General features: G+C 50.4%; 18 protein-coding genes. 12 read left to right on the top strand and 6 right to left on the bottom strand.

Going from position 1 to position 14,495, the window contains the following annotated elements:
* Positions 1 to 35: 35 nt before the first annotated feature.
* Both PQG83_RS02525 and PQG83_RS02520 read left to right on the top strand, forming a co-directional pair.
* Positions 36 to 1,475 carry a hypothetical protein gene (locus PQG83_RS02525; protein WP_312746436.1) on the top strand — a complete coding sequence of 480 codons (1,440 nt, stop codon included), beginning with the start codon at positions 36 to 38 and terminating at the stop codon, positions 1,473 to 1,475.
* Between the two features lie 90 nt (positions 1,476 to 1,565).
* Complete coding sequence (locus PQG83_RS02520) at positions 1,566 to 1,913, top strand: hypothetical protein (protein WP_312746434.1); 348 nt, start codon at positions 1,566 to 1,568, stop codon at positions 1,911 to 1,913.
* Between the two features lie 667 nt (positions 1,914 to 2,580).
* Here PQG83_RS02520 and PQG83_RS02515 read toward each other — a convergent pair.
* The 5 genes from PQG83_RS02515 to PQG83_RS02495 form a co-directional block, all read right to left on the bottom strand.
* Positions 2,581 to 3,030 (bottom strand): YeeE/YedE thiosulfate transporter family protein, encoded by a 450-nt coding sequence (locus PQG83_RS02515; protein ID WP_312746431.1) that lies wholly within the window; start codon positions 3,028 to 3,030, stop codon positions 2,581 to 2,583.
* Positions 3,023 to 3,553, bottom strand: a complete 531-nt coding sequence (locus PQG83_RS02510; RefSeq protein WP_312746428.1) for a YeeE/YedE thiosulfate transporter family protein — start codon at positions 3,551 to 3,553, stop codon at positions 3,023 to 3,025. Before PQG83_RS02510 ends, PQG83_RS02515 begins: the two co-directional genes overlap by 8 nt.
* Before the next feature lie 42 nt (positions 3,554 to 3,595).
* Positions 3,596 to 3,733 (bottom strand): hypothetical protein, encoded by a 138-nt coding sequence (locus PQG83_RS02505; protein ID WP_312746425.1) that lies wholly within the window; start codon positions 3,731 to 3,733, stop codon positions 3,596 to 3,598.
* Positions 3,734 to 3,923: 190 nt separating this feature from the next.
* Positions 3,924 to 5,330 carry an MBL fold metallo-hydrolase gene (locus PQG83_RS02500; RefSeq protein ID WP_312746423.1) on the bottom strand — a complete coding sequence of 469 codons (1,407 nt, stop codon included), beginning with the start codon at positions 5,328 to 5,330 and terminating at the stop codon, positions 3,924 to 3,926.
* Between the two features lie 42 nt (positions 5,331 to 5,372).
* Positions 5,373 to 5,861: a hypothetical protein gene (locus PQG83_RS02495; protein WP_312746421.1), complete on the bottom strand. Its 489-nt coding sequence runs from the start codon at positions 5,859 to 5,861 to the stop codon at positions 5,373 to 5,375.
* A 249-nt stretch (positions 5,862 to 6,110) separates the two neighbouring features.
* Between PQG83_RS02495 and PQG83_RS02490 the strand changes: the two genes are divergently transcribed.
* From PQG83_RS02490 to PQG83_RS20850, 4 genes are read left to right on the top strand one after another with little or no spacing between them, the layout of a single operon-like run.
* Entirely contained in the window at positions 6,111 to 7,007 is an 897-nt protein-coding gene (locus PQG83_RS02490; RefSeq protein WP_312746418.1) for a halocarboxylic acid dehydrogenase DehI family protein, read from the top strand.
* A complete protein-coding gene (locus PQG83_RS02485; RefSeq protein ID WP_312746417.1) occupies positions 7,004 to 7,858 on the top strand; it encodes an alpha/beta fold hydrolase in 855 nt (284 codons plus the stop codon). The genes PQG83_RS02490 and PQG83_RS02485 overlap by 4 nt, the downstream gene beginning before the upstream one ends.
* Positions 7,859 to 8,530 (top strand): PfkB family carbohydrate kinase, encoded by a 672-nt coding sequence (locus tag PQG83_RS02480; protein WP_312746416.1) that lies wholly within the window; start codon positions 7,859 to 7,861, stop codon positions 8,528 to 8,530.
* Positions 8,457 to 8,657: a PfkB family carbohydrate kinase gene (locus PQG83_RS20850; RefSeq protein WP_376753548.1), complete on the top strand. Its 201-nt coding sequence runs from the start codon at positions 8,457 to 8,459 to the stop codon at positions 8,655 to 8,657. Before PQG83_RS02480 ends, PQG83_RS20850 begins: the two co-directional genes overlap by 74 nt.
* Before the next feature lie 49 nt (positions 8,658 to 8,706).
* Here PQG83_RS20850 and PQG83_RS02475 read toward each other — a convergent pair whose 3' ends face one another.
* The gene (locus PQG83_RS02475) at positions 8,707 to 9,081 is read right to left on the bottom strand and encodes a hypothetical protein (RefSeq protein WP_312746414.1); all 375 of its coding nucleotides are present in this window, start codon (positions 9,079 to 9,081) and stop codon (positions 8,707 to 8,709) included.
* A 246-nt stretch (positions 9,082 to 9,327) separates the two neighbouring features.
* Between PQG83_RS02475 and PQG83_RS02470 the strand changes: the two genes are divergently transcribed.
* From PQG83_RS02470 to PQG83_RS02445, 6 genes are all read left to right on the top strand, one after another.
* Entirely contained in the window at positions 9,328 to 9,564 is a 237-nt protein-coding gene (locus tag PQG83_RS02470; RefSeq protein WP_312746412.1) for a hypothetical protein, read from the top strand.
* 90 nt (positions 9,565 to 9,654) lie between these two features.
* A complete protein-coding gene (locus PQG83_RS02465; RefSeq protein WP_312746409.1) occupies positions 9,655 to 10,455 on the top strand; it encodes a PRC-barrel domain-containing protein in 801 nt (266 codons plus the stop codon).
* A gap of 240 nt (positions 10,456 to 10,695) precedes the next feature.
* A complete protein-coding gene (locus PQG83_RS02460) occupies positions 10,696 to 11,829 on the top strand; it encodes a Gfo/Idh/MocA family protein (protein ID WP_312746407.1) in 1,134 nt (377 codons plus the stop codon).
* 55 nt (positions 11,830 to 11,884) lie between these two features.
* On the top strand, positions 11,885 to 12,064 hold the full coding sequence (locus PQG83_RS02455) for a hypothetical protein (RefSeq protein WP_312746404.1): 180 nt from the start codon (positions 11,885 to 11,887) through the stop codon (positions 12,062 to 12,064).
* A complete protein-coding gene (locus tag PQG83_RS02450; protein ID WP_312746401.1) occupies positions 12,061 to 12,441 on the top strand; it encodes a sensory rhodopsin transducer in 381 nt (126 codons plus the stop codon). Before PQG83_RS02455 ends, PQG83_RS02450 begins: the two co-directional genes overlap by 4 nt.
* Positions 12,442 to 12,495: 54 nt before the next feature.
* Positions 12,496 to 14,247 carry a thiamine pyrophosphate-dependent enzyme gene (locus tag PQG83_RS02445; RefSeq protein WP_312746398.1) on the top strand — a complete coding sequence of 584 codons (1,752 nt, stop codon included), beginning with the start codon at positions 12,496 to 12,498 and terminating at the stop codon, positions 14,245 to 14,247.
* Positions 14,248 to 14,495: the final 248 nt, after the last annotated feature.

Raw genomic sequence — 14,495 nt, 5'->3', positions numbered from 1 at the left:
TCAAATTTTTCACTATGTAAAGGAGGTGCCACATTATGTTCACGCGGAACAAAATGGCCAGATCAGTTATCCTTGCCGGGATTCCATTATTGACATTACCGTTATTGGCCGAATCCGGTATGTCACGCGACCGGTCGGATCGCATGGAATCGGAACGCTCCAACTCTATGGAGCAAATCATCCAGGGAGAAATCTCCAAAAAGAACGGCGATCAAATCACCCTTCGCGCGAGTAATGGAGAACGCATCACATTCCGGATTAATGACGAAACCAACCGGATGTGTCCCCAAGGGATGAGTGCCAAGAGTTCTAAGATGAGTCAAGGCTCCTCGAGTCAGGGTTCGTCAAGCACAGGACAGAGTTCGAGTAGCCTGTTCGGTAGTTCAAGCGGGGAGAGTTCAAGTCAAACTTCATCCGGCACACAGGAGAGTGCATCCAAGGCCGGTTTTTCTTTTGGCGAGTGTAATTTTGAAAAAGGAGAATTTGTCAAGGCAAAAATCGATGAAGAAGGAAAGGCTACGTTTATCCGCTCGATGGGCCAGAATGACGATAATTATTTTAGTTCCGGAAGAATGGGCGATGAGTATTTTGTCCTTCCAGCCGGCCAATTAGGCGGCCTGGATATCTCGGATAAGGATGCCAATTATTCCGTGAAATCGTCCGATGGCCAGGCAATTGGAAGTGTCTATCGAGTGATGACGAACAATAACGGAGACCTGACCTATGCCATCGTGAGAAAAAAAGAAGATGGACAATTGATTTCCGTTCCTTGGCAGGCGTTGGAAGGATCGGGTAATAAGTCCTTTAAGCTGAACGTCACCCAAAATCAATTAGGCAACCTTCCCATTCTGGAAGAGGGGGAAAATGCCGGGTCACACGTCCAAAAAAATTGGGACCTCTCTGAAGAGCAACGACAGAATTTAACGAAATGGAATGAAAGATTGGATCGATTCTACTCCGACCGCGATCGTTATTATGAGGATACGCCCACATTCGAAGGGAATCGGGAAGGCTATGATCGTTACGATCGTGATCGGTCTCGCATGAGCCGTTCCGGGTCTGACCGATCGCGTCACTACCAGGATCAAAATGCGGAGGACTTTCAGACAAGACGAGACAGTTTCAGCCCAACAGAATTCCCCCCACATGATCGCGCCTTTCAATATGAGGGAGCTGATCAGAAAAATTCCTATGACCGAGGTAACCGGGATCGTGGCAATTATCGGGGGCAGTCCCGGTCAAACATGAGGGATTACGATGATGGTGATAACCGGAATCGCGGAAATCAGCGGTCCATGTATTCCCAAAGTCGTGAAAGAAATTATCAGGATCAGATGGATCGATCGTCAGACCGGTATAACACCACTACCTCAAGAAGGCACTATGATCCTCAGAGGCAAGGAGCCGATCAATATCAATCACGGCGTTCCGGCGGGAAAGATTATGATTACCGTCCTGATGGATATCGACCTTAACGGATTCCCAACCCCTGGGTCTTAATGGCCCAGGGGTGAGGTTCCTATATTATCTTCAACCGTACTCATTCACATCAAAGGAGAAATGACATGAAAAAAATTATGACCATGGTGGGGTTTTCCGCTTTCCTTGTCCTTTCAAGCGTCGGAGTGTTTGCTGAACAATCGAACATGAACCGACAGGGTGACCAGTCAAATGATCCGGCTATGCAAAATAAACAACACATGGGGTCTTCAATAGAATCCAAGAGTCCCTCTAGCCAAAATACAGAACCTTTTGAATCGGAAGAACAAAAGGCCGCTCGCCCTGGCGGAGTCGGGGAAGAAGGGTCCAGTTTTGGTAGTCCCAGCTCCCTGCCCCCAGGCGAAACCTCGCCAGGATATACGGGTGAGGATAAAAAGGCAGAAGAAATGGAGAAACGTCGGCAAGGTATGTGAAAGTGATATGAAGTATCATCCCCCTAAAAATCACTAGGGGACAGGGAATGCCATCTAGTGAGGGGTAGGAGCCGATCGGACGAAGGGGAGATCGGACGATCGGCCGATGCCCATTTTTGAAAGAGTTTTTCATCTCCCATGGGAATCAAATCTCTGTTTTTGTAAATGTTTTTCTTAACACCTCAATTCTTCTCTCACATTCCCTAGACATCCAGCCCTTTAGAGCGCCTACCCTTGCCGGATGTTCATGTAGTTCATCACCTCTGCAATTTATCAGCGGTATCCATTCCTATTCAGCAAGAGACAGGATCCCCGTAAGATGTCGGGAGTGGCGATGGTAGGAAAGATGTTTCAGAAGCGAAAATAAGAAAATTTTCTGTTTAAATTAGCGGAAAGGGCGTATTTGCTGGCTCAAGAACGCTTTTCAACCTTCACCTCACTCCCTCACAATGTACTCTTCGAACACTCTCCCAACACTGAAGCCGCTGGTAGCCGGCTTTGACTGTCATGAGATTATCTCTTGGAATTCCCGCTTTCGAGTTAGTGCAACGCGGTCTTTTCAGATTGGTCCTGCATAACGGGACGGGAATGCGGCAAACCTACATTAACCCCAACGGCAATCACCCAAACCAGCACGATCCATCCCTCTGCGGGGATTCCTGTCACCTCAGGAAGGGTGATTTTCCCCCGAATCTCCGTCATCGCCAATAAGCGGTACCAATAGCGGATACATCCACACATAAGCCCAGGCGCCCGCCAACATTCCAACCACCCCTACCATCGCGTCTTTACGTCCTTCTCCACATGCCGCCACGCCAGTACCAGGGCAATATCCAAAAATGGCGATACCGATACCAAACAAGACCCCTCCCACGAGCACGCCTTCCCATAGCGTGGGTTTTATATGGAGACTGGCCAATTCTACAGCCACCAAACCATAAACGCCTATTGCGCCCACGGCAATTGCCGTCAGCATAATTTTTAACACCGTCCAGTCTTTCAACAGCAGTTGTCCAAGTATTATCGGATATTTGGCCACACGCCCCTTCTGAAGGAGAAAACCAAATAGGATTCCGGTCACCAACCCCAACAAAAGACGGTCAGGCGGATCAAACATGTTCGCGTCCTCTCTTCCCAAACATGACAAAGGCGGTGAGGGCCGCCACGGAAAAGATCACGACGACAAAAACCCAACTGGAGAGCGCCAGCTGGAGGGTTCCGCTGATGCCATGTCCACTCGTGCACCCTTGGGCGATTCTGGCCCCTATCATCATTAACGCCGCTCCGAGAAAGGCCCCTGCGAGACGGAGAGGCACGCTGGAACCGAAGCGCCACTGCCAAAGCTCTGGGACAATTTCCCGCGTACGGTCTCCCGACAGCCATGCACTGAGACTGGCACCGCTAAAGACACCAAGCACCAGCATCCATTCCCACCCGATGACGGGCTGTTTCTCTGTTTTCTGCATATATGCCTGAGTCAGGGTGGGATCGGCAGTTTGAAAAATAAGGGCCGCTGTGTGTTCGAACGGCGTCGTAATGCCAATGGGATGATCGGCCGAGGCAAAGGCAAACCAGCTCAGTACCCCGATGGCCGCACCCACGACATAGGGGGACCAATATTTTTGGCTCAGGACATTCATCCAATAGCCAGCCTTCAGTCTCAGGTTCCTGGTAAACCCAATTTATTCGCATCCCCCTTTGGCCTTCACGCCTTCCAATGGCTTCGATTCCCCGTTAAATTCACCGGCAATGGCATTGACTCCGCATTGAGCCTTCGCCTGAGAAATCAAATCCCTCCGCTCCTTCCGTTGCTGTTCCACAGAAATATCCAGGCTTAGATAGACACTCTCGAGCAGGCCTTTTTGAGGCTCATGTAAATGATTGAACGACCAAGCCAGTCAAGGTTCTCCGAGAGGAAAATTTTCATCCTCTTGTCCATAGAACCCGGCTTTCCATAAATGAATGGTCTTTCTGTAACTATTCAGTTTCTGCTCCATCACCTCCAATTCCTCATGCATGTTCATCATCCTTCACGGTGGAAAATCCTGCTGATTTCCACGCACTCATACCCCCCAGAACATTCACAACCTTTTTATATCCGTGATATTGCAGAAATGCAGCGGAAACAGAAGAACGGTATCCGCTTCCACAAATGACCGCGACCTGTCGGTCACGCGGGATTTCCTGAAATCGTTGAGGCAGTGCACTTCCCGTCACGAATTGCGCCCTGTCAATATGTCCGGCGGCCCACTCCCCCGGCTGGCGCACATCCAGCACGACCAGCTTTTTGTTATCCTGTAGCTGCTGTTCCAGATCGAAGACTGTCCATTGTTCAAGAATCTGAAGAGGTTTGGCGGCCGTACGCCATGCAAACATTCCTCCAGCCAGCCAACCTGCCGGGATGGGATATCCGATTCGGAGAAGCTGCCAGCACACTTCCCAAAGGTCTGCCGGATCATCCAAAACAAGTAAGACACGTGAATCCGCCGGGATGACCGTACCGGCCCATGTCGGAAACGACGATCCCAGTCCGACGTTCAGCGCACCGGGAATATGAGTCGTAAACCCTTCGGCTTGACGGCAATCAACGACTATTCCCCCTTTTTCCTGTAGTCGGCCAAACTGATCCGGCGTGAGTGCAGGCGGTTCGGGCAATGTTCCAAGAAGAGGTGGGCCTTCCGTATTCATTTTTCGCATTCTGGGCCAATAGGGCGGCACACCGGGAAGATGTTTTAAATCCAGACATTGTTTGACGAAATGGTCTTTGGTGTCCATGTTGGCCAGAAGAGGATTCATCCGCCGTTCGTATCCGATCGTCGTGGACAACCGGCTCCCGATATTCCCCCCACACAGAGAGCCGCTCACATGCGTCGGATAGACTTCCACGTAGTCCGGAAGCGGAAGAATTTTTTCCTGGAGCATTTTGCACATGACCTCCGCGTGATGAGCCGCTTCTTCCGTTCCACCCAGGAGATCGGGTCTGGCCACATCACCAACCAGCAAGGCTCCCCCGGAAAGGAGCAGAACGGGTTCTTTCCCCCGGGAGCGGTCTGTCACCAGGACACTGATGTGTTCGGGTGTATGTCCCGGCGTATGCAGAATGTGAAAATCTATTTCGCCCATGGTTAACCGTTCCCCATCGGCCATGGGACGCGCGTCATATCCGAGTGAGGCATGTTGGCCCGCTAAACATTGAAGAGGAATTCTTTCGGCTAATTCACGGATTCCCGTCACATAGTCATTGTGTTGATGGGTCTCCAGAGCATACGCAATAGTCATCCCCTGAGCGCGGGATTCTTTGAGATAGGGCTCAACGTCCCGCTGGATATCCAACACCAGGGACTCTCCGGTTTCTTCCGAACCGAGAAGATACGAGGCGTGCCCCAAACTTTCCACATGAAACTGTTTTATGATCATAAGTTATACCTGATGAATGTTTCGAGAATGCTCTTAACTTCTTCAGGAGGATGAGGTATTTCCGGCTGCCTCAAATGCTTGAGTCACTTGCGGCACGTCCGCCCCATTGACCTGGCCCGCTATTTCGGCCACGTCCCGATAATCTCCCCGCAATGCCTTTAACGCATGACGTTCCTGTTGAATCTCATGTGTGGTCCGTATTCCCATTCGCCGAAACAGGGGAACCGGCGGGCACCAACCTTGTATGGCATGTTGCAGGAGAAAACCGGCGACGGCGGCAGGAAACATAAACCACCGGCGATCAATAAAAGCGCCCAAGGCCAGGCCCATGAGGGAAAATGAGGCTGCATTGGCTTCAAGCACTCTTTCAATATCCCATTCCACCTCGAGCTCCCTTAACCGTCGATCGATAGCCGAAGGTCCGGCGGAGGCATACAACAGGACATTATTTTGGGTGCGGTTGTAAATTTCCTCATTTATGTCATCGTCGGTATGTTCCTCAACTCGTGTGGTCGTTGGTGAAATAATCATACATGGCCTCCCTTCATTTCTGTGGACGACGCACTTCCACGCCGTAGACGGTCGCTCAGTGTAATTTAGAAGATAAGGAAGGTCAAAAGGTTCAACAACTAACAGAAACCCTGGCATGCGGTGGAATTTCAGGGTTTCTGCTAGTAGTCAATTCCAGGCGCGTGGGCCACACTTTGATTCTCGGGAGGAGAGTGGGATGATCCGGGAACGAGATCAGACAATACCTTCAGATGCGAGTTTTCGTGTATTATGAAAAACCATCCCATACCAGAAGAAGAGGCTGAAAAAGAGCTGGACAGCATTTTTCATGAGATAAAACAGGTCTTTCGTGTGTCGGGAGTGAATCTCAACTTTCGCACATGGGCCACCTATCCGAATTTTTTCCCTGTCTTATGGGAGTCAATTCGACCGGTCGCTGAAACCCGTCTCTTTGAAGAATCATCCAATCAGATCCGGGCGCTAGCTGCCCGCCTTGCGGAGAAACTTCCTCGGTTAGATGCCGCCGCGTCCGTCGGATTGGGGGAGAGTCAGAGTTTTCAGATACAAGCGGCTCTCGACCTCTATCATTACATCAATCCCAAGCTCCTGGTCATTTCGTCCGTGGTGGAGTACGCCTGCCAACACCCAACCATGCCCGGGTTCCAGTCCCAACGACCGGATCATGAGCTTGTTCCACGAGGCATTCCCCTTCGCATGTATCCCATGGAAATGATCGACGAAACCCCCGACGATGCCACTCTCCGGAGAACCTTCCGGGATATCCAACGAACATTGGGTTTACCCGGCATTAACAGCGATTATCGCACGCTGGCATTGTGGCCGGAATATTTATGTTCAGTATGGCATCGGTTGAAACCGGTGATCACCCACCCTCTTTACCTGGAAACCGCGCTAACACTGCGGGAAGCGGCTCAACAGATGGCGAGCCATGTGCTTCCTCGACTGACTGTGTCTGAGGATCAGTTGAGGATTCTGGGTAGGAAACGCACACACTTCCTTGAGACGACCGCTCATTTTACCCAACTTTTGCCACCCCTGATTATCAATATCGTGCTGATATCCCTGGATTGGCGATCTCGTCAGGACTTAGAGGGATCTCCCTTTCCCATCGAATTCTCCTCACCGGTCCTGGAACCATCGACATGACCTGGCGCGAATTTCAACGGCTCCAAAATGTCAGCCGGGTCAATGACCGGTTTGTCAGTTATGTGGAGGCGGGAGATGGTCCCCCGGTCATTCTGATTCATGGGATTCCGGTCTGGGGTTACCTGTGGCACGGTATCTATTCTGAGTTGGCGCGAACCCGTCGCGTCCTGATTCCCGATTTACTCGGATTTGGTTTTAGTGATAAGGCGGATTGTTTTGACCGATCCATTGCCTGCCAGGCACACATGATCACCGCCTGGATGACACAATTAGGGATTCCTCGGGCCACAATCATCGGACATGATATCGGTGGCGGGGTGGCGTTGAGGATGGCCACCCTATTCCCCGCACGAGTCGAAGCGCTGATCGTCATGAACACCGTCTGTTATGACTCCTGGCCAATTGAATTGATGCTCCAGTTCGGACACCCTGAAGCGCATCGGAAACTATCGGCCTCACTGGCCGTGCGATTGCTTCGACAAGCCTTAAAACGCGGATTTGCGTCATCCCTGAACCGGAACATATTGGAGGGGTTGTTGGCACCCTACACCACTGAGACGGGGAAACTATCCCTCATACGAAATGCTGCTGCACTGAATACCAATCTGACGACGGAGATTACTCATCTCCTGTCCGGTATTAGAATTCCCACACTTGTCCTCTGGGGTGTGAAGGATCGATTTCAGCCGATCCATTACGGGGAACGGCTGGTGAATGATATCCACGAATCGAGACTGATTCGCGTGAAAGACGCAAGACACTTCCTGATGTGGGATCAACCGGACATCGTGACAAAGCATCTGCTGGACTTTTTCGACCGTACCGTGCCATCCCGGCCTTTAATGGTCTAGTTGCTCATTGGGCCATCTGGGAATCGAGGCATAGGCCATGTAGGCTCCAATTCACTTCAGGAAATCGCCCTTCATCCATTGCGGGCAATGGGTGTCGATGTATCCACCATCCGAAGCATAAAAAACCAAGCCACCGGTGTGTCAGTCATCATTGTTCCACCCAACGGACGAAAAGGGATGATGTTGGCTCCGAATGCCAATGGCATCTGGTCCAAAGAGGATGAAGAATTAGTCAGATACGCCATTCAATCGGCACCACCCGGATCCGTATTGTCTGTGGATTTGGAAGTCCCGTTGTCAATTGTGAAGCAGGTGGTTCGACAATCCGAGGAATGTGGTATGCCCATTGTTCTAGATCCTTCACCGGCGGAGAGATTGGATGAGGAATTATTGGAAGCCGACTGCTATTTGACCCCCAATCAATCCGAGGCTCAGCGATTGACAAACATTCCAATAGATACTCATGACCAGGCCTTGGAAGCGGCTAAGAGACTCATGAAACACGGAAAAAGGAGTCTGCGTAAAACTGGGAACAGGGGGATGCGCGATAGTCACAAGGGACGTTCAGTATGTCATCTCCGCTCCCGAGGTCGAGGCGGTGGATACCACCGGAGCGGGCGATGCATTTGCGGGAGCATTCAGTGTGGCGATTCTGGAACATCAACCCCCTGAGCAAGCCCCAGCATTTGCGGTTGCCGCGTCCACCCACGCTGTGACCGGGTACGGCTCCCAATCTTCATACCCCACCCGACGCCACATCGAGTCTCTCTTGCGGAGGGTTGTCATAGAAAAAATTTAACAACGATTGAATCGAAATTTTTTCAGCGCTCTGCTATTAGATTCTGCTGTTATTTCTCATCGGAAGGGCTTTTTTCCAGTTCTTCCGGAGTCAATCGTTCCAGTTTTTCTTCGGTCATAGGCTGTCGGGTTGTTGGATCCACCGCCATCTCCGGATCCACCACCGGGGGAGTCACCACCGCCTCCGGATTAGGCGGAATATCCGGCTCCACCACCATCTCCGAATCATTCGGAGGAATAACCGGCTGTGTCTTCCGAGGTTCCTTATTCAAGCCCGTTGGATCCTGCTCGATTGTTTCAGATGAAATTGCCGGTTTCGGGACACCTGATCCCGACACCCCCATGGGGAGATGAGAGGCATTCATCAGAAGAATCACAAAGATTCCCAGCACCACTGACCACATATCCACTTTTGGTCGTTTCATTTTTTCACCTCTTTTTTTTATTTTTCTTGTCTCTTTTTCATCATTATCCCCCGCATACAGATCAAAAGCATCTGACAAGAACCCTGGAAAATCGCATTAAATTTATAATCGGGGCAAATCCTTAAGGGGACAGGCCCTTACATGCAAGGGTTTTACTCAGGCCCATTTTTTTTCAGTTTCTCTACAATCTGAACAAGACTTCAATGAAACTAAGAAAAATTCTATTTAACCCCAAGGAACACTTCCATGAACTCACTCATCACCATCAAAGAATTTATCGGACTGGCTTTAACCTTGAGCCTAGCGGGAGGGGGGTTCGTGATGCTTCTTACTGCTTTTGACACGACAAGTCCGGTGAAGGAAATGGTAACGGTTCATGAATTGTTGAGAGATCAGAACCCCGGACAAATTTCCTATATATCGTTTCCCATTACTGAACACTTTCAAAAACAGGTGGTATCCCATCGAAAATCGGTACCTTAATCATAAAAGAGATGAAGAGGACAAATCCCAAGCAAAGAGGACAAATCCCAAGCACCATCGGTTAACCACTTTCACAAAAGGAAAGGTATCATGATGAACACAAGGCGCAAAAACAGCGGCACACTCGGAATGGCATTAGCCTTTGCACTCATAGGAGGAGGCATGTCCTTAGCCCTTAGCGAGTCAGGCCAACCATCCAAGGAACTTCTTCTCAATGCCAATACCCTTATCGGGAATACGGTCATTGACAAGGCCGGCAAAGAACTCGGGACGGTCAAAGATTTACTGATTGATCAAACCACAGGGCAAATATCCTACATAGTTCTCTCGTATGGTGGCACATTCGGTGGCACTCTTGGGATCGGGTCTGAAAATTATTCGATCCCTTGGTCAGAGGTGAAACTGACCAAACAGGATGAGAAGATGTTGGTTCAGGTAGCCGAAGCTCCCATTGGCGAAAAACGAACGCCTAAAGACCACGCCTTCATGGGCCACCAGCAAGCGGCTACGGCCCAGATTAAGGATTTCAATCCTGCAACCGTCGAAACGGTAGAGGGGACTGTGGAAAATGTGGATCACGATATGTTGGAGCCCGGAGTGACTACGACCGATAGTTTGATAGTGTTGGACGTCAAAACGCCATCCGGGACCGAACGGGTTCGTGTCGCGCCTGATAACTATCTCAAGGAGCAGGGGATCGAGATCAAGGAAGGCGATAAGGTCGAAGTGACCGGATCACGGATCATGCGGGAGGGGGAAAGTCTGGTCATCGCCTCTCAAGTTACCCTGAAGGGAAATGGAAAAGTCCTGGCAGTGCGGAAGGATGACGGCACTCCCAAATGGGACACAGGGAGTGGAATCCATAGCAAGACATCGTCCGGAAATAAATAATATTTCTCCATGTCTATTAACGGGAAAAAGCCTTCCGGGCTTTTTCCCGTTTGATTTCGTTTCGCCCTTCCCTGTCCTCCTCCTCTTTTTAGAAACTCTTCAAGATCTGAGTGTTAAAGCCTGACTGATATTTTTTGGAACCAGGGTTCTTTCCAGTTCATTTTCGATTCAAACGCTGATACAAGCTGTAAATAATTATTCGGTCTTACTCTTTTGACACGATTCCAAGGAGATCCCAGGATGGCACGTTCGCCCAATAGAACATCTGGCTCTAAGAAAATACGCTACGCGGTGGTGGGGCTCGGCTATATCGCTCAGGTCGCCGTACTTCCGGCATTTGCACATGCGAAAAAAAACTCCCAATTAGCAGCATTAATTTCCGATGATCCCAAAAAATTAAAGCAATTGGGAGCAAAATACGGCATCAGCGGTCTCTATTCGTATGACCAGTATGAAGAATGTCTGGAAAAGGAAGAAATTGATGCCGTGTATATCGCGCTTCCCAATCATTTGCATTGCGAATATACCGTCAGAGCTGCCAAAACGGGCGTTCACGTGTTGTGTGAAAAGCCCATGGCCTTATCAGTCAAGGAATGTGAAATCATGATTCGCACAGCGGACCATCATGGTGTCAAATTGATGGTGGCCTATCGGCTGCATTTTGAAGAAGCCAATCTTCGGGCCATACACATGGTTCAATCAGGGAAAATTGGCACGCCCCGGTATTTCCAATCGGCATTTAGTCTCCCGGTCAAAGATAAACAGAATATCCGGTTACGGGAAGAGACCGGTGGAGGCACGCTGTGGGATATCGGCATTTATTGTTTGAATGCCGCCAGAAATCTTTTTCATGCGGAACCCCTTGAGGTGTTTGCCAGTACGGCAGGAAAAGGGACGGACCAATTTGAAGAAGTCGAAGAAATGAGCGCCGTTACGCTCCGATTCCCTGATGACCGGTTGGCTACTTTTATCTGTAGTTTCGGGGCCGCCGACGTTTCCGAGTTTCGGATTGTGGGTACAAAGGGACAACTGCGGGTGACCTCGGCCTACGAATATGTCGAGCCCATTACTCAATACCTTACGGTGAACGGGAAAGAGAAAAAGCACACATTCTCTAAACGTGATCAATTTGCTCCACAACTTTTAAAATTTTCGGATAGCATTTTGAAGGATACGGTTCCGGAACCGGCAGGCGATGAGGGCCTCCATGATGTCCGCATTATTGAAGCTCTGTACCGTTCAGCCCAGAAGGGCCAACCGGTCCCGGTCAAAGGAGTCGAGCGGAAACGCCGTCCAACCCTTCGGCAAAAACTTCGCCGTCCGCCGGTTAGAAAGCCCCGACTTATCCACGCTCAGAGTCCCTCAGGATCATGATGGACATGAATGATTCTCATTCATCTGTTACAGGTAAAAGGAAAGGAATCTCTGTATGAATGAACAAGCGAACAACATTGATTCACAGGGGTTACCCTCTTCCGGGGAGATCGATCAGTCTTTGCCTCCCTACCTTCTTGAAGCCGCATTGGATAGGGAATGGGAGCGTCGCCATCGGCAAGGTCAGATTGGAAAAGCTCAAGGAACTTCACCAGAAGAGGGAATGAGTTCATGAATCCACCAATGGGGGCCAAACGATGGGCCATTCCGGAAGGGTATATTCCTGCGGGAAGCCATGGACCTGAGCCGCAGATGACGAGTCATGAAACTGCATGCCTGTTGAACGTCTCCAATGATCCGGCGCACGTGGTTGTCACCATTTTTTATGCGGACCGTGACCCGGCGGGGCCTTACCATATCACCGTCCCCCCTCGTCGAACGAGTCATGTTCGTTTTAATGATTTGAGGGACCCTGAACCCATACCCAGGGATACAGATTTCGCAAGCTTGTTCGAGTCCGATGTGCCGATTGTGGTGCAACACACCAGGCTGGATTCCCGACAGGCCGAGAATGCTCTCATGTCTACCATCGCCTATACGGACCATTCATAAAGACGCACATACCAGGGTTTTCCACCTTGAGTAAACAAGAGAGGAACTCAGAACATGCCAAAAACCGCCGCGGACGTGTTGATAGAGAAGCTTCAAAATTGGGGCGTGGAAGTCATATTCGGTCTTCCCGGAGATGGCATTAATGGGATTATGGAAGCCCTGCGTCAACGAAAGGATACAATACGATTCATCCAGGTTCGCCACGAAGAGTCCGCAGCCTGGATGGCCTGCGGGTATGCAAAATACACGGGGAAGCTTGGCGTGTGCCTGGCCACCTCAGGGCCTGGAGGGCTTCATCTTCTGAATGGTTTGTATGATGCCAAAATGGAGAAACAACCGGTACTGGCCATTACCGGTCATCATTTTCACGATTTGATCGATACCCATGCCCAACAGGATGTGAATCTTACCAGAGTCTTTGAAGATGTCGTGGTCTATAACACCCGAATCATGAGTGCGACACATGTCGAGAATGTGGTCGACTTAGCCTGTCGGACCGCGTTGAGCTATCGCGGAGTTGCTCACATTAATTTTCCCGTCGATCTGCAAGAAACAAAAGCAGATAAAGGCTATTCCAAACGCAATATTCCCCACCATTCGGTAGAAATCTTTTCCCGTGGCGCGCGATTACCCAATGCAGCAGATTTGCAACAGGCCGCCAACGTGCTGAATGAGGGAAAACGTATTGCCATTATGGCCGGGGCTGGAGCCTTGAAAGCAACCGATGAACTGGAACACATTGCAGAAATGCTGGGAGCGCCCATTATTAAACCGTTATTGGGAAAAGCGTCAGTGCCTGACGATAGTCCCTATACAACAGGAGGCATTGGATTGTTGGGGACCGCGCCCTCTCAAGAGGCTTTGGAGGATTGCGATACCCTCCTTCTCATCGGCACGTCGTTTCCCTATATGGAATTTTATCCCAAACCCGGACAGGCCCGGGCCGTTCAAATCGATCTTGATCCGGCGCGAATCGGACTGCGGTACCCGGTGGAAGTCGGTTTAGTTGGCGACTGCAGAAGAACCCTCCAAGAGCTATCGCCGATGTTGCAACGGAATAAACACCGGAAATTTTTGGAACGGGCACAAACGGCAATGGCCAAATGGCGGACATTGATGGAAGAACGGGGAACCCGAAAAGACAAACCCATGAAACCCCAGGTGGTGGCCTGGGAACTCGGCAAACGCCTTTCCGACCACGCCATCGTTTCCTGTGATTCGGGAACGATCACGACCTGGTGGGCTAGACAAATTCCGGCCAAACGAGGGCAGAAACACACGGTATCCGGCACTCTGGCCTCCATGGCCTGCGGGTTACCCTATGCCATTGCGGCCCAAATCGCCTATCCGGATCGTCAATGTATCGCCTTTGTGGGAGATGGGGGATTTTCGATGCTTATGGCTGAATTCGCCACCTGTGTCAAATATCAATTGCCCGTGAAAGTGTTCGTCATCAAAAACAATACGCTCGGCCAGATTAAATGGGAACAGATGGTGTTTCTGGGAAATCCCGAATACGGATGCGAATTGCATCCCATCGACTTTGCCCTCGTGGCTCAGGCATGCGGAGGAACCGGACTGACCGTCGACGATCCTGCGGATTGTGGTTCCATCATCGACCAGGCCTTCCAAACGCCGGGACCGGTATTGGTACAGGCCATCGTGGATCCGTTTGAGCCTCCGATGCCGGCCAACATTACGATGAGCCAAGCCGCCAAATTTGCAGAATCGTTGGCAAGAGGCGAACCGAACCGGGTGAAAATTGCTATGACGGCCTTGTCAGATCGGGTACGGGAACTCGTGTAATGGAATGGTGGAGAAATCCGTAGCCTCGAGAAGGGGACGCTAGCGACGCTTCAGAAATAATAGGTCCAAGATTTTGTTCCTCTCTCCTTTCTTCTCCGCGCCAAGGGTTATGTCCCCTTGTACGGTTATTGAAAAAAGGTCAGTGTTTATGAGGGATGGGTAAAGGAATTTTAATGGTGTTGAAAAATTCCATGAAGGGTTCATTCTCAAGGAATCCGATTTGCGATGTATCGGCTGTATGTCTCCTC

The sequence above is a fragment of the Candidatus Nitrospira neomarina genome (assembly GCF_032051675.1).
In the GTDB taxonomy this organism is placed as follows: Bacteria; Nitrospirota; Nitrospiria; order Nitrospirales; family UBA8639; genus Nitrospira_E; species Nitrospira_E neomarina.
The sequence above is the reverse complement of the archived record's forward strand: the minus strand, read 5'-3'. Positions and strand labels throughout refer to the sequence as shown.

Excerpts from the sequence above, each read along its gene's own strand:
- PQG83_RS02525 (WP_312746436.1), top strand. The coding sequence starts at position 36 with ATGTTCACGCGGAACAAAATGGCCAGATCAGTTATCCTTGCCGGGATT.
- PQG83_RS02520 (WP_312746434.1), top strand. The coding sequence starts at position 1,566 with ATGAAAAAAATTATGACCATGGTGGGGTTTTCCGCTTTCCTTGTCCTT.
- PQG83_RS02515 (WP_312746431.1), bottom strand. The coding sequence starts at position 3,030 with ATGTTTGATCCGCCTGACCGTCTTTTGTTGGGGTTGGTGACCGGAATC.
- PQG83_RS02510 (WP_312746428.1), bottom strand. The coding sequence starts at position 3,553 with ATGAATGTCCTGAGCCAAAAATATTGGTCCCCCTATGTCGTGGGTGCG.
- PQG83_RS02500 (WP_312746423.1), bottom strand. The coding sequence starts at position 5,330 with ATGATCATAAAACAGTTTCATGTGGAAAGTTTGGGGCACGCCTCGTAT.
- PQG83_RS02495 (WP_312746421.1), bottom strand. The coding sequence starts at position 5,861 with ATGATTATTTCACCAACGACCACACGAGTTGAGGAACATACCGACGAT.
- PQG83_RS02490 (WP_312746418.1), top strand. The coding sequence starts at position 6,111 with ATGAAAAACCATCCCATACCAGAAGAAGAGGCTGAAAAAGAGCTGGAC.
- PQG83_RS02485 (WP_312746417.1), top strand. The coding sequence starts at position 7,004 with ATGACCTGGCGCGAATTTCAACGGCTCCAAAATGTCAGCCGGGTCAAT.
- PQG83_RS02475 (WP_312746414.1), bottom strand. The coding sequence starts at position 9,081 with ATGAAACGACCAAAAGTGGATATGTGGTCAGTGGTGCTGGGAATCTTT.
- PQG83_RS02470 (WP_312746412.1), top strand. The coding sequence starts at position 9,328 with ATGAACTCACTCATCACCATCAAAGAATTTATCGGACTGGCTTTAACC.
- PQG83_RS02465 (WP_312746409.1), top strand. The coding sequence starts at position 9,655 with ATGATGAACACAAGGCGCAAAAACAGCGGCACACTCGGAATGGCATTA.
- PQG83_RS02460 (WP_312746407.1), top strand. The coding sequence starts at position 10,696 with ATGGCACGTTCGCCCAATAGAACATCTGGCTCTAAGAAAATACGCTAC.
- PQG83_RS02455 (WP_312746404.1), top strand. The coding sequence starts at position 11,885 with ATGAATGAACAAGCGAACAACATTGATTCACAGGGGTTACCCTCTTCC.
- PQG83_RS02450 (WP_312746401.1), top strand. The coding sequence starts at position 12,061 with ATGAATCCACCAATGGGGGCCAAACGATGGGCCATTCCGGAAGGGTAT.
- PQG83_RS02445 (WP_312746398.1), top strand. The coding sequence starts at position 12,496 with ATGCCAAAAACCGCCGCGGACGTGTTGATAGAGAAGCTTCAAAATTGG.